At 59.5% G+C, this 19024-nt stretch carries 17 protein-coding genes; 10 read left to right on the top strand and 7 right to left on the bottom strand.

Translation table 11 applies throughout. The annotated features are described in order from the left end of the window. Nucleotides 1-306: 306 nt before the first annotated feature. The 5 genes from ACN0WV_RS08535 to ACN0WV_RS08555 form a co-directional block, all read right to left on the bottom strand. A complete protein-coding gene (locus tag ACN0WV_RS08535) occupies nt 307-1395 on the bottom strand; it encodes an ABC transporter ATP-binding protein (protein WP_084350320.1) in 1089 nt (362 codons plus the stop codon). A 31-nt stretch (nt 1396-1426) separates the two neighbouring features. Then, nucleotides 1427-3094 (bottom strand): alpha-amylase family glycosyl hydrolase, encoded by a 1668-nt coding sequence (locus ACN0WV_RS08540; RefSeq protein WP_417605042.1) that lies wholly within the window; start codon nt 3092-3094, stop codon nt 1427-1429. After that, a complete protein-coding gene (locus ACN0WV_RS08545; RefSeq protein WP_417605043.1) occupies nt 3091-4239 on the bottom strand; it encodes a carbohydrate ABC transporter permease in 1149 nt (382 codons plus the stop codon). The genes ACN0WV_RS08540 and ACN0WV_RS08545 overlap by 4 nt, the downstream gene beginning before the upstream one ends. A gap of 12 nt (nt 4240-4251) precedes the next feature. After that, nucleotides 4252-5259 carry a carbohydrate ABC transporter permease gene (locus ACN0WV_RS08550; protein WP_417605045.1) on the bottom strand — a complete coding sequence of 336 codons (1008 nt, stop codon included), beginning with the start codon at nt 5257-5259 and terminating at the stop codon, nt 4252-4254. A gap of 93 nt (nt 5260-5352) precedes the next feature. Then, nucleotides 5353-6708 carry an ABC transporter substrate-binding protein gene (locus tag ACN0WV_RS08555; protein ID WP_417605046.1) on the bottom strand — a complete coding sequence of 452 codons (1356 nt, stop codon included), beginning with the start codon at nt 6706-6708 and terminating at the stop codon, nt 5353-5355. 244 nt (nt 6709-6952) lie between these two features. Between ACN0WV_RS08555 and ACN0WV_RS08560 the strand changes: the two genes are divergently transcribed. The 10 genes from ACN0WV_RS08560 to ACN0WV_RS08605 all read left to right on the top strand — a co-directional run bounded on the left by ACN0WV_RS08560 (nt 6953) and on the right by ACN0WV_RS08605 (nt 16941). Next, complete coding sequence (locus tag ACN0WV_RS08560; protein ID WP_417605048.1) at nt 6953-7984, top strand: LacI family DNA-binding transcriptional regulator; 1032 nt, start codon at nt 6953-6955, stop codon at nt 7982-7984. 100 nt (nt 7985-8084) lie between these two features. Continuing rightward, nucleotides 8085-9065 (top strand): glucokinase, encoded by a 981-nt coding sequence (locus tag ACN0WV_RS08565; protein ID WP_417605049.1) that lies wholly within the window; start codon nt 8085-8087, stop codon nt 9063-9065. Between the two features lie 93 nt (nt 9066-9158). Beyond that, nucleotides 9159-10058, top strand: a complete 900-nt coding sequence (locus tag ACN0WV_RS08570) for a DMT family transporter (protein ID WP_417605050.1) — start codon at nt 9159-9161, stop codon at nt 10056-10058. Nucleotides 10059-10174: 116 nt separating this feature from the next. Beyond that, entirely contained in the window at nt 10175-11407 is a 1233-nt protein-coding gene (locus tag ACN0WV_RS08575) for an OmpP1/FadL family transporter (protein ID WP_417605052.1), read from the top strand. A 149-nt stretch (nt 11408-11556) separates the two neighbouring features. Further along, nucleotides 11557-12480, top strand: a complete 924-nt coding sequence (locus ACN0WV_RS08580; protein ID WP_417605054.1) for a DMT family transporter — start codon at nt 11557-11559, stop codon at nt 12478-12480. A gap of 55 nt (nt 12481-12535) precedes the next feature. Then, nucleotides 12536-13399, top strand: coding sequence for an ATPase (locus ACN0WV_RS08585; protein WP_417605055.1), 864 nt, complete (start codon nt 12536-12538; stop codon nt 13397-13399). Between the two features lie 142 nt (nt 13400-13541). Beyond that, nucleotides 13542-14474, top strand: coding sequence for a homoserine O-acetyltransferase MetA (gene metA, locus ACN0WV_RS08590; RefSeq protein ID WP_084350167.1), 933 nt, complete (start codon nt 13542-13544; stop codon nt 14472-14474). Continuing rightward, nucleotides 14471-15418 carry an alpha/beta fold hydrolase gene (locus tag ACN0WV_RS08595; RefSeq protein ID WP_417605057.1) on the top strand — a complete coding sequence of 316 codons (948 nt, stop codon included), beginning with the start codon at nt 14471-14473 and terminating at the stop codon, nt 15416-15418. The genes metA and ACN0WV_RS08595 overlap by 4 nt, the downstream gene beginning before the upstream one ends. Nucleotides 15419-15461: 43 nt before the next feature. Continuing rightward, a complete protein-coding gene (gene ppk2 / locus ACN0WV_RS08600; protein WP_084350169.1) occupies nt 15462-16331 on the top strand; it encodes a polyphosphate kinase 2 in 870 nt (289 codons plus the stop codon). Continuing rightward, on the top strand, nt 16324-16941 hold the full coding sequence (locus ACN0WV_RS08605) for a TetR/AcrR family transcriptional regulator (protein ID WP_417605059.1): 618 nt from the start codon (nt 16324-16326) through the stop codon (nt 16939-16941). Before ppk2 ends, ACN0WV_RS08605 begins: the two co-directional genes overlap by 8 nt. Here the strand turns inward: ACN0WV_RS08605 and ACN0WV_RS08610 are convergent. Beyond that, nucleotides 16902-17768 carry a hypothetical protein gene (locus ACN0WV_RS08610; RefSeq protein ID WP_417605061.1) on the bottom strand — a complete coding sequence of 289 codons (867 nt, stop codon included), beginning with the start codon at nt 17766-17768 and terminating at the stop codon, nt 16902-16904. The two genes, ACN0WV_RS08605 and ACN0WV_RS08610, sit on opposite strands and share 40 nt — an antisense overlap. Further along, nucleotides 17765-18457 carry a hypothetical protein gene (locus tag ACN0WV_RS08615; protein ID WP_417605062.1) on the bottom strand — a complete coding sequence of 231 codons (693 nt, stop codon included), beginning with the start codon at nt 18455-18457 and terminating at the stop codon, nt 17765-17767. Before ACN0WV_RS08615 ends, ACN0WV_RS08610 begins: the two co-directional genes overlap by 4 nt. Nucleotides 18458-19024: the final 567 nt, after the last annotated feature.

The raw sequence follows: 19024 nt of genomic DNA on the forward strand, positions 1-19024 counted from the left end.
TTTTTCATTTAAATACAACGTTATACGAAATTTTTTTGGACACTTTTTTCAACTTTCGACCTTACCCTAGGGCATGTTGTCAAGGCGCGGCCGCACCTGACGTCAGGATAGCGTAGGATGGCTGGTTTTTGTTGCGTGTTTCGGAGATCGTGTCGGTGCCTCGAGAATGTCGTCCCGTGCCGTGGAAAGCGCACGCACGGAAAGTTGGCCAAAGCCTGCGTGTCAGAGCGTCACGCCAAACCTCTAGCAGCCCTCCCGCCCAGACTGGCCTGGCCCCTTCCGCGCGCGGCGAGACCACAACAACCATTAGCGGTAAAGCAGCGAGACCTCGTTATAAAAGATATGAACCTTCGTGGGATCCGCGGTCAGGCGGACGGTCTTGCCACGGCGATCCTTGTGGATGCCCGGCAATTTGCCGATGACCGGCTCTCCTCCGCCCTGGGCTTCGAAATACAACAGCGTTACCTCCCCCAAGGCTTCGGTGATATTCACCTTGCCTTCGAAGACGAATGAATCCGTCGCCTCCACCAGATCTTCGGGGCGGACCCCGACATTGACCTTCAGGCCCATATCCTCCGAACGGCTGGGCACGTCCGATACAGCCGTGCCGCCGCCGTCCAGCCGGATCGACGTCTGCTGCCCGGTTCCTGTGATTTCGCCCGGTAGCAAATTCATTGAAGGCGAGCCGATGAAACGCGCCACGAATTCGCTGTTGGGGCGTTCGTACAGGTCCAGCGGGCTGCCGACCTGCGCAATGCCTTTATTGGCCAGCACGACGATGCGGGTGGCGAGGGTCATCGCCTCGACCTGATCGTGCGTGACATAGATCATTGTCGAGTCCGGCATCTGCTCTTTCAACTGTGCGATCTCGATCCGCGTGGCCACGCGCAAGGCTGCATCAAGATTCGAAAGCGGCTCGTCGAACAGATAGACCTTGGGGTCGCGGACGATGGACCGGCCGATGGCGACGCGCTGTCGTTGCCCCCCGGACAAAGCCTTGGGCAGGCGGTCCAGATAGGGTTCCAGTTGCAGGATCTTGGCCGCTTTGGCGACCGCCGCGTCAATCTCTTCCTTCGACTTCTTGGCGATCTTCAGCGCGAAGGTCATGTTGTCGCGCACCGTCATATGCGGATAAAGCGCGTAGGACTGGAACACCATGGCGATGCCGCGCTGGCTGGGCGGCACATCGTTCATCCGCTGGCCGTCAATTTCCAGCGTGCCGCCAGTGATCTTCTCCAGCCCCGCGATCATGCGCAACAGCGTGGACTTTCCGCAGCCAGACGGGCCGACGAAAACAATCAACTCTCCGGTCTTGATGTCCAGGTTGATGTCATTGAGCACGTTCACCGTGCCGCCATAGGTCTTTTCGACATCGGTAAGCTTCAGATCGGCCATGTCGGGTCCTTCCTCATGTCCTTGTCTTTCGTCAAACATCACGCTCCGCGAGGCAGGGTTGCCAGGGGCCGAGATGCAGCTTGCCATCGGCTGACGGGGTGGCACTGCCCAACTCTGCCCCGGTCTGATGCCAATCGCCTGCGGGCATCTCCAACGCGCTGGGGGTGTCGCTGAGATTGAAGGCGCAGAAGATTTCCTTGCCGTCTTGCGCGCGGGAAAACCACAGCACGTCGCCTTTCCGCCGGACCTCGCTGCTGGTGCCGGTGATCAGCGGCGGATGCATCCGCCTGAAGGCCAGTGCGCGGCGGTAGTGGTGCAGGATCGCGCCGGGGTCTTGCTCCTGACTGACCACGGAACGTTGCAGATGTTCATTGCTGACCGGCAACCACGGCTTGGCCGAACTGAACCCGCCATTCTGGTTGGACGGCTCCCAGACCATCGGTGTGCGACAGCCATCGCGGCCCTTGTATTCCGGCCAGAACTCGATGCCGTAGGGGTCCTGCAAGTCCTCGAACGGAACATCGGCCTCTGGCAAGCCCAGCTCCTCGCCCTGATAGATGCAGACAGAACCGCGCATGCAGACCAGCAGCGTCGTGTAGACACGCGCGGCGGCGGGCGACAGATCCCAGCGGGTGATGTGGCGGGTGACGTCATGGTTGGAATAGGCCCAGCAAGGCCAGGCATCCGGCGCGGCCTCGTTCAGCTTTGCGAAGATGTCCACCGCCGAGGCGGCCGTCAGACGCGCAGGCTGCAACAGCTCGAACGGATAGCACATCTGCACCTTGTCGCCGCCCGACGTGTATTCGGCCATGATCTCCAGTCCGCGCTGCGCATCGCCAACCTCGCCCACTGCGGCTGCGCCGAAGGGGTCTATCACGGCACGGAACCGCTTGAGGAACTCCAGGTTCTCGGGCTGGTTCTTGGAATAAAGATGCACCTGATGATTATACGGGTTGACCGAAGGCGCGATGGAGTTGTTGCGATCCTCGGGTGCCAGTGCAGGATTGTCCCGCAACGCCTTGTCCGCGAAGTAGAAGTTGATCGTATCCAGCCGAAAGCCATCGACCCCGCGTTGCAGCCAGAAGGTCACCGCGTCCAGCAGCGCATCCTGCACATCCGTGTTGTGGAAGTTCAGATCAGGCTGCGAGGTCAGGAAGTTGTGCAGGTAATATTGCTCGCGTCGCCCGTCCCATTGCCAGGCGGACCCGCCGAAGATCGACAGCCAGTTGTTGGGCGGGGTGCCGTCCGGCTTGGGATCGGCCCAGACATACCAATCGGCCTTCGCACTGTCCCGGCTGGCCCGGCTTTGTGCGAACCACAGATGTTGGTCGGATGTATGCGACAGCACCAGATCAATCATCACGCGCAGGCCCAGACCATGCGCGGTTTCGATCACCTGATCGAAATCGGCCAGCGAACCGAACATCGGATCGACGTCGCAATAATCGCTGACATCATAGCCGAAATCCTTCATCGGCGAGGTGAAGAACGGCGAAATCCAGACCGCATCAACCCCGAGCGAGGCGATATGCGGCAGCCGTTGGGCAATGCCGGTCAGGTCGCCGATACCGTCGCCGTTGCTGTCCTGGTAGGACCGCGGATATATCTGGTAGATGACAGCGCCACGCCACCAGTTCTTGTCCGTCGGGTCGAGTTGTCCAGCCATGTCTGCCTGCACTTTCTTGGTTTGATATGTCATTTGACCGAACCTGCCAGCATGCCGCGCACCAGGTATTTCTGCATCGCGAAGAACACGATCAGCGGCACGGATATGGACACGAAGGCCGCGGTTGCCAGGATCTCCCAGTTGCCGCCGCGTGTGCCCAGAAGCTCGACGATCTGCCGCGTCATCACCGTGGTTTCGCCGGTCGAGTCGATCAGGAAGACCAGCGCCACCAGCAGATCGTTCCACGTCCAGAGGAACTGGAAGATCGCAAAGGACGCGAGTGCCGGAAAGCTGAGCGGCAGGATGATCTTTACGAAAATCTGGAAATCCGACGCACCATCGACCCGCGCATTCTCGATAATGTCGCGCGGCAGGCCGACCATGTAGTTGCGCAACAGATAAATCGCCAGCGGCAGGCCAAAGCCGGTATGCGCCAGCCAGACCCCCAGATAGCCTTTGCCGATGCCGATCCCCAGATGCAGTTTCAACAACGGGATCAGCGCCAATTGCAAAGGCACCACCAGAAGGCCGACCACAGCCGCGATCAGCAGCGCCCGGCCCGGAAAATCCATCCAGGCCAAGGCATAGGCCGCGAATGCCGCGATCAGGATCGGGATGATGGTCGCCGGGATGGTCACGGTCAGCGTGTTGAAAAACGCCTTGGCCATGCTGTCGGTCGCATCCTCGGACAACAGCACCTGTCGGTAATTGTCCAAAGTGAACTCAGGCGGCGCGGTGGCGGTGACAAAGACGCGCTCGCCGCGACGGCCCTCGAATGCGGTGTCATTCTCGTAGCGGTAATTGCCATCCGCCATCACGGTCAGACGCCCGTCCTCGCCCAGATCGGCCGTGTCGCCGGGACCATAGGCCGAGATCTCGCGCGAGGACGTGCCCCAGGCGGAAATCTCCGACTCCGAACCGGTCTCGAAAAGATTGCCCTCGATGACGTAAAGCGTGCCCTCCTGCACCTGCGTGTCAGGTGCGGCGGTGCGCAGCACCTCGTTCTGTTCCTGTGGGAACATCGCCTTCCACCAGCCCGATGTCGCGATCTGGTCCGCCGTCCGGAACGAGGACACGAACAGGCCCACCGTCGGAAACAGCCAGAGCGCCACCAGAAAGGCGACAGAGATATGCACCGCCCATGTCAGAGAGGATTTGGTTCCTGCGATATTATCCATGATATCTTCCCCTCAGCGCATTTCTTTGCGGGCGTTGTGGACGTTCCACACGAGAATCGGCGTGACCAGCAGCATGATGACCATCGCACTGGCAGACCCCACGCCCCAGTCATTCGACCGGAACAGCTTGTCATACATGTAATTTGCCAGGACCTGCGTCTCCCATTGGCCATTGGTCATGGCAAAGACGATGTCGAAGATCTTCAGCACCACGATGGTGATGGTCGTCCAGACGACCACGATGGTGCCCATGATCTGCGGCACCTTGATCTTGAAGAACGCCTGAAACGGGCCCGCACCATCGACAATGGCCGCCTCGACGGTTTCCTCGGGGATGCCGCGCAGGGCTGCTGACAGGATCACCATGGCAAAGCCTGTCTGGATCCAGACCAGCACGACCATCAGGAAAAAGTTGTTCCAGAACGGCGTCGTCAGCCATTGCTGTGGCTCACCATCCAACAGGCCCACATAGATGGCGTTCAGCACGCCGATCTGTTCGGTGCCGGGGGGCCGGGCATCATAGACCAGTTTCCAGATCACGGCGGCGCCCACGAAGGAAATCGCCATCGGCATGAAGATCAGCGATTTGGCAATCGCGCCCCACTTGATCCGGTCAGTCAGCTGAGCGACCAGCAGGCCCATTGCGGTCGACACCGCAGGCACCACGAGCAGCCACATCATATTGTTGCGCATCGCCTCCCAGAATTTCTGCTCGCCGAACATCTGCGCGTAGTTGTCGAAGCCGACAAATTCCGATCCGCCGCCGGGGATGCGCTGCGTTACCGACAGGCGCAGCGTCTCGACCACCGGATAGGCGAGGTAAAGGCCAAGCGCGAAAACCGCGGGAAACAGGAACAACCACGGCCGGATGATATTTGCACGGTTGATGTTGCGCCCGGCATTCGGACCTTTTGGCGGATAAAGAACCTTGTCCAGAAACTGGTTCGATCCCCAGAAATACGTGATGCACGCCCCCACACCGATGACGATGGTCAGCATGCCCTGAAGTGCCGGATGCATTAGCCTCTCTCCCGTTAAAGTATTGGAAAATGATACTTTTTCGATACCATGCCCCGATGTGCAGGGGCATGGCGAGAGCATGTAGAGAAGGTCTTACTTCAAGCCATCCCAGCTTTGCTGGATTTCGCTGGCAACGTCCTCGGCGGATTTGCCGCCGGTGTAGTCGACCATGCCGGTCCAGAACGATCCGGCACCGACGCCGCCGGGCATCAGGTCCGATCCGTCAAAGCGGAAGGTGGTGGCATTGGTCAGGATCTCGCCCATCTGCCGCTGCGTATCATTGGCATAGATCGCCGGGTTCACACCGGTATGCGGCGTCAGGAATCCGGACTGCGCCATCCAAACCTCATGCGCGATGGGAGTTGCCAGAAAATCGATCAGGCCTTGTGCGGCGGGGGAATCCTTGGTCACGGCAAACAAGGTGCCCGCGCCCAGAACCGGCTTGCCCAGATCCTTGCCCTCATAGGCCGGGAAATAAAAGAAATCCGCGTCCAGACCGACCTCTGTCCCTTCCGGGAAGAAGGACGGGATAAAGCTTGCCTGACGGTGCATGTAACATTGCGGCGGTGACGCAAACAAACCCTTGGGGCTGTCACGGAAATCGGTGGACGCCACCGCGCCTGCACCGCCCGCGACATAATCGTCGTTGCGCGCGAACCAGCCGAACTCCTCGATCGCCGCAACGACACGTTCGTCGTTGAACGGGATTTCATTGGTTGTCCACTGGTCGTAGACCTCCGGCGTCTGGGTGCGCAGCATCATATCCTCGACCCAATCGGTCGCAGGCCAGCCCGTGGCACCGCCGGATCCCAGACCGATGCACCAAGGCGTTTCGCCATCGGCGACGATCTGATCGGTCAGCGCTTTCAGCTCTTCCATGGTTTCGGGAACTTCGTAACCGGCATCTTCGAAATTCTCGGGGCTGTACCAGACCAGCGACTTCACGTCGGCCTTGTAGGGAAAGGCGTAAAGATGCCGCTCGCCATCGGCACCTGCATAGGTGCCCAGATCGACCCAGGACTGTCCGGCGGCATAATTATCGCGCAATGCTGCGGCGTCATCATCGCCCAGCGGCGTCAGAAAGCCACGGCGCGCCAGATCAGAGGCAAGACCCGGTTGCGGGAAGACCGCGACATTGGGGGCGGAACCTGCCTCTGTATCGACGACGATCTGCTGCTCAAAGCTGTCCGAGCCGGTATAGCGCACGTCAGCCCCGGTGGCTTCGGCGAAATAGGCAAGCACGCTTTCCACAAGCGCCTGATCGGGGCCGATCCACGGCCCGAAAATCGTGACTTGCTCACCACTGAAATCATGGGAGTCTGCAAAGGCGTTAAAGCTGTCCCAGTTTAAATCGCCCTCGCCCGGTGTGAATTGCATATGCCCTGCGGCATGTGCGGTGCCGGATGTCAGCGCGATCGCAGCAACGCCCGCCAGAAATCGGTTTTTCATGGTAATCCTCCCAGATTGCGTGTCTTCGCAGAGTCACATAGTTCGCATGCGCCGACGTCAAATCAAAGCGCTTTGGATGCGTTACCATTGCATGCAGCATATAGTTGAGTCAATTAGAGTTTGTATAATGACAAATGCACTTATGCTGCATTGCGGCTTAAGCTGGCGTCCAGGATTTGGGCTTTTATTTCGGCGGGTTTCACGTTTATGGTCCGTTTATGCAAGCGCTTTGATTGGCCAAATTATGAATCTTAAAACACTTTCGGAACATCTTGGCTTGTCCCAGACAACCGTCAGCCGCGCGCTGAACGGGTATCCGGAGGTCAGCGAAAAGACCCGCCAGCGCGTGCTGGAATCGGCGCGCAAGCTGAATTACAGCCCGAATGCCCGCGCCAAGGGGCTGGCAACCGGCAAGTCCATGGCGATCGGGCACGTCATTGCACGATCCAGCCGACATGAAATGGTCAATCCGGTGTTTGGCGATTACACCGCCGGCGCGGGCGAAAGCTATTCCGCCGCCGGATATGACATGCTGATTTCTCTGGTCGATGACGACAATGAGGAACAGTTCTACCGGGCGATCAAATCCAAAGGCAATGTTGATGGGCTGATCGTTCACGGCCCCAAGATGGAAGACACGCGCATTGATCTTCTCAGCAGTCTCGGTCTGCCCTTCCTGTCACATGGCCGCGCATCGAACGTGACCCGGAATTATGCTTGGCTTGATGTCAACAACTGCCGCGCGTTTCAGCGCGCCACGGAATTTCTGCTTGATCTGGGGCATCGGCGCATTGCGTTGCTTAACGGGCTGGAGTTTCTGGATTTCGCGCATCGCCGCCGTCAGGGCTATATCAAGGCGCTTGCCGGGCGTGGCCTGGAACCCGAACCGGCGCTGATGCGGTCGGATGAGATGACAGAGATTTACGGCTACCGCGAAACCCGCGCGATGCTTGAGGCCGACGATCCACCGACCGCAGTGCTTTGCTCGTCCATCATCTCGGCCATCGGGGTCAGGCGCGCCCTGTCGGATGCCGGGCTGACAATGGGGCGCGAAGTGTCGGTGATCACTTATGACGATGACCTGTCCTATATGTCGAACGGGCAGGAGGTGCCGATCTTCACGGCCACACGGTCCTCGGTCCGCGAGGCGGGACGGCTGTCTGCGCAGATGCTGCTCGACATGATCCGCAATCCCGGACTGCCGCTACCCACCCACCTGATGGAGGCGGATCTGATCATCGGCCAGTCAACCGGCCCTGCCCCGAACCACACTTGAGGCCTCTCATATTCTCTGCCTCGCTTGGCACTCAACGGATTTGACGTCGAATATCGTCCCACTGTAAGCCCCGTGCATAGAAACCAGTAGCAGGATTGCCATGAATGACCCCCTCGCCATTGTTGCGGATATCGGCGGCACCAATACCCGCGTGGCGATGACGCGCGGGCCGCGGGTGCAGACAGACTCGATCCGCCGGTTTCGAAATGCCGATTTCTCGGGCCTGACGGATGTGCTGCAAACCTACATCAAAGACAGGGAGGACCGGCCAAGCTGTGCCTCGGTGGCGGCCGCCGGACCTGTGCATGAAGGTGTGGCGCGCATGACCAATCTGGACTGGGTGATCGACCGGGCCGATCTGGCACAGGCGCTGGATCTGGAAACCGTGGCGGTGCTGAACGATCTTCAGGCACAGGGTCACGCGCTTCGTCATGTCGATCCGGCCAAGATGCGTCTGCTCCTGCCCGGATCAGATGAGGATGTCAGCAGCCATGCCGCCCGGCTTGTCGTCGGTGTCGGCACCGGCATGAACGCGGCACTTGTCTACCGGACAGAGACCGGCACGCTGGTGCCCCCGTCGGAATCCGGCCATATCAGCTTTCCGGTGCAGTCCGAAGAGGAACTGCGCCTGATGCGGTTTGCCGGGCGCAAGCACGGCGTTCCGGGGGTCGAGGACGTGCTGTCGGGCCGTGGCATCGAACGCCTTTATGCCTGGCGCTGCGAAGAGGATGGCGCGTCGGACGCCCCTGCCCTCGCCGCCGCCGAGATCATGGCGGCCTGCGCCGCAGGCAATGATCCGCGCGCCCATGATGCGGTTGCAATGGCTGTGCGCCTGCTGGGCCGTGTGCTGGGAAACCTTGCGCTGATCCAATTGCCGTTTGGCGGCATCTATCTTGTCGGCGGCGTCGCCCGCGCCTTGGCGCAGCACGCGACGCAGATGGGTCTGGCCGAGGCATTCATGGACAAGGGCCGGTTCGGGCCGTTCATGCAGCAATTCCCGGTCTGGGTGGTCGAGGATGACTATGCCGCGTTGACCGGCTGCGCAGGGCATCTGTGCGAGTTGATCGGACAGAAGGGCTGAGCCAGACGACGTGTTTGCATTCAGGGTCCGCACTGGTATCGGTCATTCTTGCCGACGCGCACGCTGCATGTCCCTCGCGGAAGGATCGCCACCATGTCCACACAAACGCAAGCGGCACCGGATCTCAACCCGGTGTTCAAAGCCGCGCTCTGGATGACCGGGGCGATCGCGTCTTTCACCTCGATGGCGGTGGCCGGACGCGCGGTCAGCTTCGAGTTGGACACCTTCGAAATCATGCTCTACCGCTCGATTGCCGGGATCGTCATTGTCCTGCTGATCTCGACCATGGCGGGCACGCGCCATCAGATCACCACCCGCAGCATGCACCTTCATCTGGTGCGCAATATCAGTCATTTTACCGGTCAGAACCTGTGGTTCTACGCAGTCGCGATACTGCCACTGGCGCAGGTCTTCGCTTTGGAATTCACCTCTCCGCTTTGGGTCGTTCTGCTGTCTCCGCTGATCCTTGGCGAGAAACTGACCAAAGCGCGATGCATCGCCGCGCTGTTCGGCTTTGTCGGTATCCTGATCGTCGCGCGGCCCAGCCCCGACAGCTTTGACGTCCGCCTTTTGTTTGCGACAGGTGCGGCAATCGGCTTTGCCGGATCCGCCGTGTTCACCAAGCTTTTGACGCGAACCGAAACGATCACCTGCATTCTGTTCTGGCTGGTACTCATGCAGGCGGTCTTTGGCCTGATCTGTGCGGGGTTGGACGGCGCCATTGCAGTGCCCTCTGCCGCCACCTGGCCATGGATCGCGCTGATTTCCTGCGCCGGGCTGGTGGCGCATTTCTGCCTGACCAACGCGCTGCGAATTGCACCCGCATCGGTTGTCATGCCCTTTGACTTCCTACGCCTGCCGTTGATCGCAATCATCGGAATGCTGTTTTATAACGAACCATTGGACATTTTCGTTATCCTTGGCGCATTGGTGATCTTCGGCGCGAACTACTATAATATTCTCAGCGAAACCCGCTCCGTTGCTGCAAAGTGACGCTACGGAGCGAAGGTTCAGCTTACGCTTGGTCAAAGATTGACCACTCAACCCAGCGACGACTACGTTTCCTTTAGGGACACTGGCCAAAGGGCCGCTGAGGGATGAGGACTAAAATGAGAACATATGTGCTTGGTGCGTCGGTCGCAGCGCTTTGTGCGACGGGTGCCGTCGCGGGGGGGATTGAACGGACGTCGAACAATTACGGGTTGTTGTTCGAAGACGGCAATCAGGTCGAGCTGACGTTCTCGCATGTGGCTCCGAATGTGTCGGGTGATTATGTGGCAGCGGCCGGGGGCGGCAGCACCGGCGACATGGCGGGCGACTACACGTCCACCGGTGTCGGCTACAAGACCGACATCACTGACCGGTTGAGCTTTGGGCTGTTTTTCAATGACGGATATGGCGCGAACTCGACCTACAAGGAAGGCTTCTACACCGGGTTGAACGCCGAATGGGATTCCAACCAGACCGCGGTGATCCTTAAATACCAAGCAACAGACCGCATTTCGGTCTACGGTGGTGTGCGCTACATCGAAAGCACGGCAGATATTGCAATTCCCGACCAGATGATTCGCGCGCAAACCGCCAAAGGTGCCGCAGAGGCCAGCGCCGCGGCGACTGCGGCAGAGGCAGCGTATGGTGCCTCTGATCCTCGGACAATCGGGGCGCGGAACCTTGCAGCGACATTGAGCGCCGTAGCTTCGTCACCCACCAGCCTGGAATTTACCGCCAACGCCGAGACGGATGGGGCCTTCGGATATGTTCTGGGCGCAGCTTACGAGATCCCGGATATCGCCTTGCGCGTCGGCCTGACATGGCAGAATGCCGTCACGCATGAGTTCGACACGACAGAGACATCCCTAGGCTATGGTGTGGTCGGCGTGGGATCCACGACAGAGATTGAATTGCCGCAATCCCTGGCGCTGGATTTCCAGACAGGCGTCGCCAAGGACACGTTGGTCTTTGGTCAGATCAAGTGGACCGAATGGTCGAAATGGGAAGTGCGGACCCAGGAATATGAAAGAGTGACCGGGGGCGATGCGATTACCGGTATCGACGATGATGTCATCACCTGGCAGTTGGGCGTTGGTCGGCGGTTCTCTGACGCGTTCTCGGGCTTTGCGCGCGTGACTTACGAAAAATCGAATGGCGGCATCGCGTCGCGGCTGGCACCTACGGACGGGCGGATCAGCCTTGGCCTTGGCGGCACCTATACGGATGGCATCATGACGATCCGCGGCGGTGTCGAACTTGCCAGGCTGGGTGATGCGGAAGACGCATCCGGCACCAAGTTCGAAGACAACACGTTTATGGGTCTTGGCGCTGCGATGACCTTCGCATTCTGATCGCAGCCCACCCTATATGACAGATGACCGCCCGGCGCTCGCCCGGGCGGTTTGCGTTTGTGCCGCAGCACTCCGCCTTCGGTTCTCATAGAGATCAATCACGCAAGAAACGGGTCGCGCGTATTGAGGTGGTGTGACATCGTTCTCCAATGAGCATGCAACAAAAATCCGTCTCCTCACGCGCCTGGGCCGAGCTTTCGCTGCTCGCACTGCTTTGGGGCGGGTCTTTTCTGTCGATCCGCATTGCGCTGGACGAGATCGGCCCGCTGACCGCCGTTTTGCACCGTACCGGCTGGGCGATGATCCTGCTGTGGGGCGTGGTCAGGTGGCACCGCCTGCCCGTTCCGCGCGCGGCCTCGACCTGGGGTGCCTTTCTGGTGATGGGTTGCCTCAACAACGTGATCCCCTTTGGTCTGATGGCCTGGGGGCAGTTGCATATCTCGTCCGGCCTGACGTCGATTTTCAACGCCACCACGGCGATTTTCGGCGTGCTCGTGGCCGCGATCTTCTTTGCCGATGAACGGCTCAGCCCGCGCAAGCTGGCGGGCGTTGCGCTTGGCTTTGCAGGCGTCGTGACCGCCATCGGCATAGAGAACCTGTCGCAGCTCAACCTGCGCTCGCTGGCGCAGTTGGCGGTCCTGGGCGGCACATTGTTCTACGCGCTTGGCGGCGTCTGGGCCCGCAAATATCTGGGCGGGCTGCATCCGGTTGTGGCCGCCGCAGGTATGCTGACCGGATCGACCTTGGTGATGATCCCTCTGGTGCTGCACTTCGAGGGCGTGCCCACGCTGGCGCTGGACCTGAGCACCTGGCTCGCCATCGGCTATTTCGCAGTGGCAGCGACGGCATTTGCCTATCTGCTCTATTACCGCGTGCTGGCCATGGCGGGCAGCGGCAATCTGATGCTGGTCACGTTGATGCTCCCGCCCGTAGCGATCACACTCGGCACCCTGCTGCGCGACGAGACGCTTGCACCGCAGGCCTATGTGGGCTTTGGTCTGTTGGCGCTGGGGCTGGTAGTGCTGGACGGGCGACTTCTGCCGGGACGCAGTCGAAAACGCAGAAGCGTTTGACGCCGCGCGGCACTCTGGCTACCAACATCCGGACCGGCCAGAGGACAGATGCCAGATGATCTACGAGACCGCCCAGGACTGGCACCGCGCCGCCAATAAACGTGTCGTTCTGTTCGCCATGTCGGGTCTGGGCAAAACCCATGTGTCCAACATCCTGCGCGAGTCGGGCAGCTGGTTCCACTACTCCATAGATTACCGCATCGGCACGCGGTACATGGGCGAGTATATCGCCGACAACGCCAAGCGCGAGGCGATGAAGGTGCCGTTTCTGCGCGAATTGCTGATGACGGATTCGATCTATATCGGGTCCAACATCACGTTCGATAACCTGGCACCCGTCTCCACCTACCTTGGCAAACCGGGCAACCCCGACAAGGGCGGGATGGAAATGGCCGAATACGAACGTCGTCAGGGACAGTTTCGCCGCGCCGAAATGGCCGCCCTGACGGATACCGGGTATTTCATCGACCGTGCGCAGGATCTTTATGGCTATCCGCATTTCATCTGCGACACCGGCGGGTCAATCTGTGAATGGGTAGACCCCGAGGACCCGCAAGATGTGCTGCTATGCGACCTGTCCCGCCAGTCGCTGATGGTCTGGATACGCGGGTCCGAGGCCCACACCGAGGAATTGATCCGACGCTTCGACAAAGCCCCAAAGCCGATGGCCTATCAGCCCGAATTCCTGCATCGGGTATGGGCGCAATATCTGAGTGAAAACAACATTCAGGAAAGCGACGTTGATCCGAATTCCTTCATCCGCTGGACCTATTCGCAGGCGTTGGCGCACCGCCAGCCGCGCTATGAAGGTATCGCCAAAAACTGGGGCGTGACGGTTGAAGCCAGCGATATGGCCACGGTGCGCGACGAGGCCGATTTCACCGAGGTGATCGCAAACGCGCTTGACCAAAAGCCGTGATCAGCGACTTGATATGGCTGGCACCGACAATGCTGTACGCGCTCGCTGCCGAACGACACTGACCGGACCGGACCGGTTGCCAGCCTTGCAGCCCGATGCGGATCGCCTTATCTGTCAACGGCCTGAAAAAAAGAGCTGCATTATGCCTATCAAACTGCCCGCCGACCTGCCCGCCTATGACGTTCTCTCGAAAGAGGGCGTCATGGTCATGTCGGAAGATCAGGCGTCGCGGCAGGACATCCGGCCATTGCGGATCGGGCTGTTGAACCTGATGCCGAAGAAGATCCAGACCGAAAATCAATTTGCCCGGCTGATCGGCGCGACGCCCTTGCAGATCGAACTGTCGCTGATCCGGATGACCGAACACGAAGCCCGCAACACCGCCGCCGAACATATGGAGAGCTTTTACCGCCCCTTCGCCGAGGTCGCGGATTCTGACGAGCGGTTCGACGGCCTGGTGATCACCGGTGCCCCGATAGAGCATCTGGCCTTCGACGATGTCACCTATTGGGACGAGTTACGGCAGGTGATGAACTGGACGCAAAGCCATGTGCATTCGACCTTCGGCGTCTGCTGGGGCGCGATGGCGATGATGTATCACTTTCACGGCGTTCAGAAACACATGCTCGATCAAAAGGCTTTTGGTTGTGTGCGGCACCGCAACTGTGCGCCTGCCTCGCCCTACCTGCGCGGATTTTCGGACGATATGGTCATGCCCGTCAGCCGCTGGACAGAGATGAAGCGAGAAGAGATCGAGGCCGCAGGCGGTTTGGATATCCTGATCGACAGCGCCGAGACCGGCCCCTGTCTGGTCGAGGACAAGGCGCATCGCGCGCTCTATATCTTCAACCATCTGGAATATGACAGCGGCACACTGAAAGAAGAGTATGACCGCGACGTTGCGTCGGGAACGCCGATCAATGTGCCCGCCAACTATTACCCCGGCGACGACCCCTCGAAGCCGCCGCAGAACCGCTGGCGCAGTCACGCGCACCTGCTTTACGGAAACTGGATCAACGAGATCTACCAGACGACGCCGTTTGACCTGCACGGGCTAGGCGAGCCATCGCATTGATACGCTGGCTGATCCTCGCAGCGGTCATCCTGTTGGCCGTTGCGCTGGTGCAATGGCGCGCCCGAACAGCCGAGGCGCAGGCCGTTCAGAGCTTCCCGCCAGAAGGGCAGTTTCTGGAGGTGGACGGCACCCGTGTACACGCGCTGGTCAAAGGCGCTGGCCCGGATCTGGTGCTGATCCACGGAGCCAGCGGCAATATGCGTGACTTCACCTTTCATTTGGTCGACCGGCTGGCGGATCGTTACCGGGTGATCGTTTTTGACCGGCCCGGACTGGGATATACGGACCGTCTGGACCGTGAGGACCGCAGCATCGCGGGACAGGCCACGCTTTTGCAGAAGGCCGCTTCGCAGCTTGGGGCAGCAAAGCCCATCGTGGTCGGTCAGTCCTATGGCGGGGCCGTGGCGCTGACCTGGGCGACGGAGCATCCGGACAAGCTGTCGGCGCTGGTCACATTGGCTGCGGCGTCTCACCCTTGGCCGACCGGCCTGCCGTTTTTCTACAAGGTCACGTCAAACCCGTTGGGACAGGCGCTGGTCGTGCCCCTGCTCACCGCCTTCGTCCCCGAAAGCTATGTGCAATCCGCCATCACAGGTGTGTTTGATCCGGAAGACGCGCCTCAAGGATACGCCGAACATATCGGCGCTCCGCTGACGCTGCGGCGCGAGTCGCTGCGCGCCAATGCCGATCAGCGCGCCAGCCTGAAAGAAGAATTGCGGGCACAAGTGCCCCACTATCCGCAAATCGCTGTGCCGACGGAAATCCTGCATGGCGATGCCGACACGACTGTTTACCTCAAAATCCACTCTGTACCTCTGGCAGAGGCGATTCCGGACGCAAATCTGACAGTGTTGCCCGACGCCGGACATATGCCGCAGCACACCCGCGAGGATGATGTCGTGGCGGCAATAAACCGGGCCGCGACGCGTGCCGGATTGCACTGACCCTTCCGCATGGCCATATTGAAGCAAAACCCGGAGGTTACCGATGCAGTTGCCCTTTGACGGTGCGATCAGCGCTTTCTACAAAGATGACGCGCCCACCGCGATCCGCAATGCCATCGCCCGAGCCGAAAAGGGTGACGTTCTCAACCCGACCTATCCGCATTCCGAACGGATGCCGCGCAAAGCCTATCAAAGGGACATGGATGCGCTTCAGATCGAACTGGTCAAGATGCAGTCCTGGGCCAAATCCAGCGGCGCACGCATCGTGATCGTGTTCGAGGGACGTGACGCCTCTGGCAAGGGCGGCACCATCAAGCGCTTCCGCGAAAACCTCAATCCGCGTGGCGCGCGTCAGGTCGCGCTGTCCAAACCCACAGAAACCGAGGCGACGCAGTGGTACTTCCAGCGCTATATCGACCACCTGCCGGCGGGCGGCGAGATCGTGTTCTTCGACCGGAGTTGGTATAATCGAGGTGTCGTCGAAAAGGTGTTCGGCTTTTGCACCGACGCACAGCGCGAACATTTCTTCACGCAAGTGCCGGAATTTGAAAGGATGCTCGTGGACGAGGGCATCCAGCTTTTCAAGCTTTGGCTTAATGTCGGACGGGCCGAGCAACTGCGCCGCTTTCTCGCGCGTGAGCAAGACCCCCTGAAACACTGGAAGCTCAGCCGGATAGACGTCGAAGGCCTGCACAAATGGGACGCGTATTCCGAAGCGATCGGCGAGACCCTCGCGCGCAGTCACACCGAAGAAGCTCCCTGGACCATCGTCCGCTCTGACGACAAGCGCCGCGCCCGGCTTGCGGCGATCCGGCATGTGCTGCACGGCATCGACTACGCGGGCAAGGATCACAAGGCGCTTGGCAAAATTGACGGGCAGATCTGCGGGGGGCCGGACACCTGGGATGGCTAAACGCGGCTATCACCACGGCAATCTGCGCCAGGCCCTGATCGAGGCGGCACTTGAGCTGATCGAGGTCAAGGGTCCGATGGGCTTTACCCTGTCGGAAGCTGCCAAGCAGGCAGGCGTCACGCCGGCCGCTGTTTACCGTCATTTTGAGGGGCGCGAGGATCTGATCGCCGAAGGCGCCCGGCAAGGCTATGAGATTTTCGCCGACGTCATGCAATTCGCCTATGACACGGGCCAGCCCTCGGCGCTGGCGGCGTTCGAGGCCACGGGCCGCGCCTATCTGGCCTTTGCACGCAAATATCCCGGCCATTACATCGCGATGTTTGAAAGCGGCATTTCGGTCAACCGCTCGCCGGAACTGGCCGAGGTCGCCGCGCGCGCCCGCGGTGTTCTGGAACAAGCCGCAACTGACCTCAGCCAGCACATCCCACCGGAAAAGCGCCCCCCCGCCGCGATGTTCTCGGCCCATATCTGGGCGCTGAGCCACGGCGTGGTGGAACTCTTCGCAAGAAATTCACCCGGCACACAAAGCCCCTTCCCCCCCGAAGACCTGCTGGAATCCGGCATCGGCGTCTATTTGCGCGGGTTGGGACTTATTGCTTCTGACAGTTGACCGTCGGTACCGGCCCGTGACAGCCGATTGTTTTTTGCCGACTGAATATCCCGCGCGACACTCATCTTGTTCAGTTTGTAGGAGATCCTCGCCAGACTAAACACCTTTGGCTTGCGGTCTGACGCTTGCAAAAGACGCGTTGCACGGTTTCGTCGGAGGATGGCGGGCCAGGTCACGAACTCCGTAAAGCTTGACGGGCTGCGCGCCAGCTTTTGCCCGGTCGCATGTTCCACAAGCGGCAGGGCCAGTTGATCGCGCGCAGGCAGCGTAAGAAAGACCTCGTACCATCTTTCGTTGAAACTATCCGTGGCACCGTCCCCCATTCTTTGCACGAGAACAGGATTCATCGTCAAATCATCACCCGTGACGCCCATCGTCTCGAACAGTTGGTTTGTCCTTTCCCAGTCCGGTTGGGAAATGCGACCGATGGCATAAAGGTGGTCCAGTTCCTCAAAAGCGGTCCGGCGGACACCATGCCGGAAGGCCATGCGCTTAATCGTTTGGTCAGGGCTTTCGAACTGCGCCTGCGCGTGCCGGATCAAGGTAGCGGGCGACACGTTCAGCGTGACCCGGTTATCGACATAAATGCACCAGTCGGCCTGCGGGAAATACTTGTGCGGCATCAGTTTCGCGCGACGCGACGCGTGCACCGGATTCAACGGCAACAAATCGTCGTGCAAAATTTCGGCGGATGGCAAGCTTAGATCAGGATCATCGGAGACCATCACCCGCCTGTATCCAGCACCATCCCCCATACTGGCAGTATTGATGTCTTCGGGCTTGCCGAAATAACAGGAGTATACGACGATTTCGCCAAGATCACTCACGATTTCAGTCTCATTTTTTCTTTCAAGAGCTCGACAAGGCTTTCCGCAATTTTCCGATTGTTGATCTGTTGATATATCGTTTCCATTCGACGGATCGCCGCATCCCAGGGGCCGGTGCCATAGGTCTGTTCAGCATACTCTATGCCGCGCATAACATGATGCTCATCGGGGGTATCAATGAAATAAGGGTAATCTTCGCCCAGAAATTGGCGCGCCTCGGCATCACCTTTCCAAGCCAAGATCGGCGCACCGACATGCGCGGCCAGAAATCCCTTGGTAAAGGGTTTTTGCACGTTTCCCTTGTCGGGTGCATCGGGGTTGCGCACACAGATATGAAAATTCGTGGCGGCAATGGCCTGTTGCACCTCTGCGATCTCGGTCGCGCGCTCGAACGGCACATACCTGATCTTTTCCGCCAAAGCCGGACTGCGAATCGTGTTGCGCAGATCGCCGATATACACGGGCTTCAGATGTCCGGTGGCATGCACCCGAGCGTCTTCAAGCCTTGTGTCCGTGTTGTGATGCAGCAGCCGGACGACTTCGCCCTTGTTGACGGATTTTTGCTTCTGCAACCTCAGCAATTCCAGTTCCGCACCGAATGATGCGGCAAGATGGACATCAGGCGACAAATCCAGTGCCGTTTCGAGATCGCCATCGACATAGTCAATCAGCGTGAGGCACCCGCGCAACCTGCAAAGTTTCAAAGTATTCGGTCGGATCCGTTTGAGACAGGATTTGGAAAACAGGATAGCTGTGTTACGGGGCCTTGCAAGCGCCCATGCGCTTTGAAGATACCAGTGCCTGTGTTGAAATGGCACCAGCCTGACGGAAACGGACTGGCTCGCGTAACGTTCCAGGATCTGGGCAAGCTGGAAAACGCGCAACTCAACGCTACCATATCTTTTATGTTTTGGCTGATAAGCCAGTTCCAGGCGCAGTGGAGTTTCATTCATTTGGACGCGAGTTCCTCGTGAAAGGTCGGTTGTTTACGAACTAACGCAATGGTCTGCGACAGCTTATGTGATCGGTCGCGGTTTTCACAAAGGGGTATGGGCACCGCCAGACATGCACTGCGCGTCGTGAAATTCCGCCACTTGCAAAAAGACGTCGATGCCTTGCCGGTGCCATGCGCACCCGGTTTTCAGCGGATGGGCGGATTTCAAATGGCTCGATGACGAGCCTGAACCAGAAACACCGTTCTTGAGCAATCGCCAAGAGGTGCCACGTTGCGTGTGATGCAAGATACGCCGCACATA

This window comes from Primorskyibacter flagellatus, from assembly GCF_048268605.1.
Lineage (GTDB): Bacteria > Pseudomonadota > Alphaproteobacteria > Rhodobacterales > Rhodobacteraceae > Primorskyibacter > Primorskyibacter flagellatus.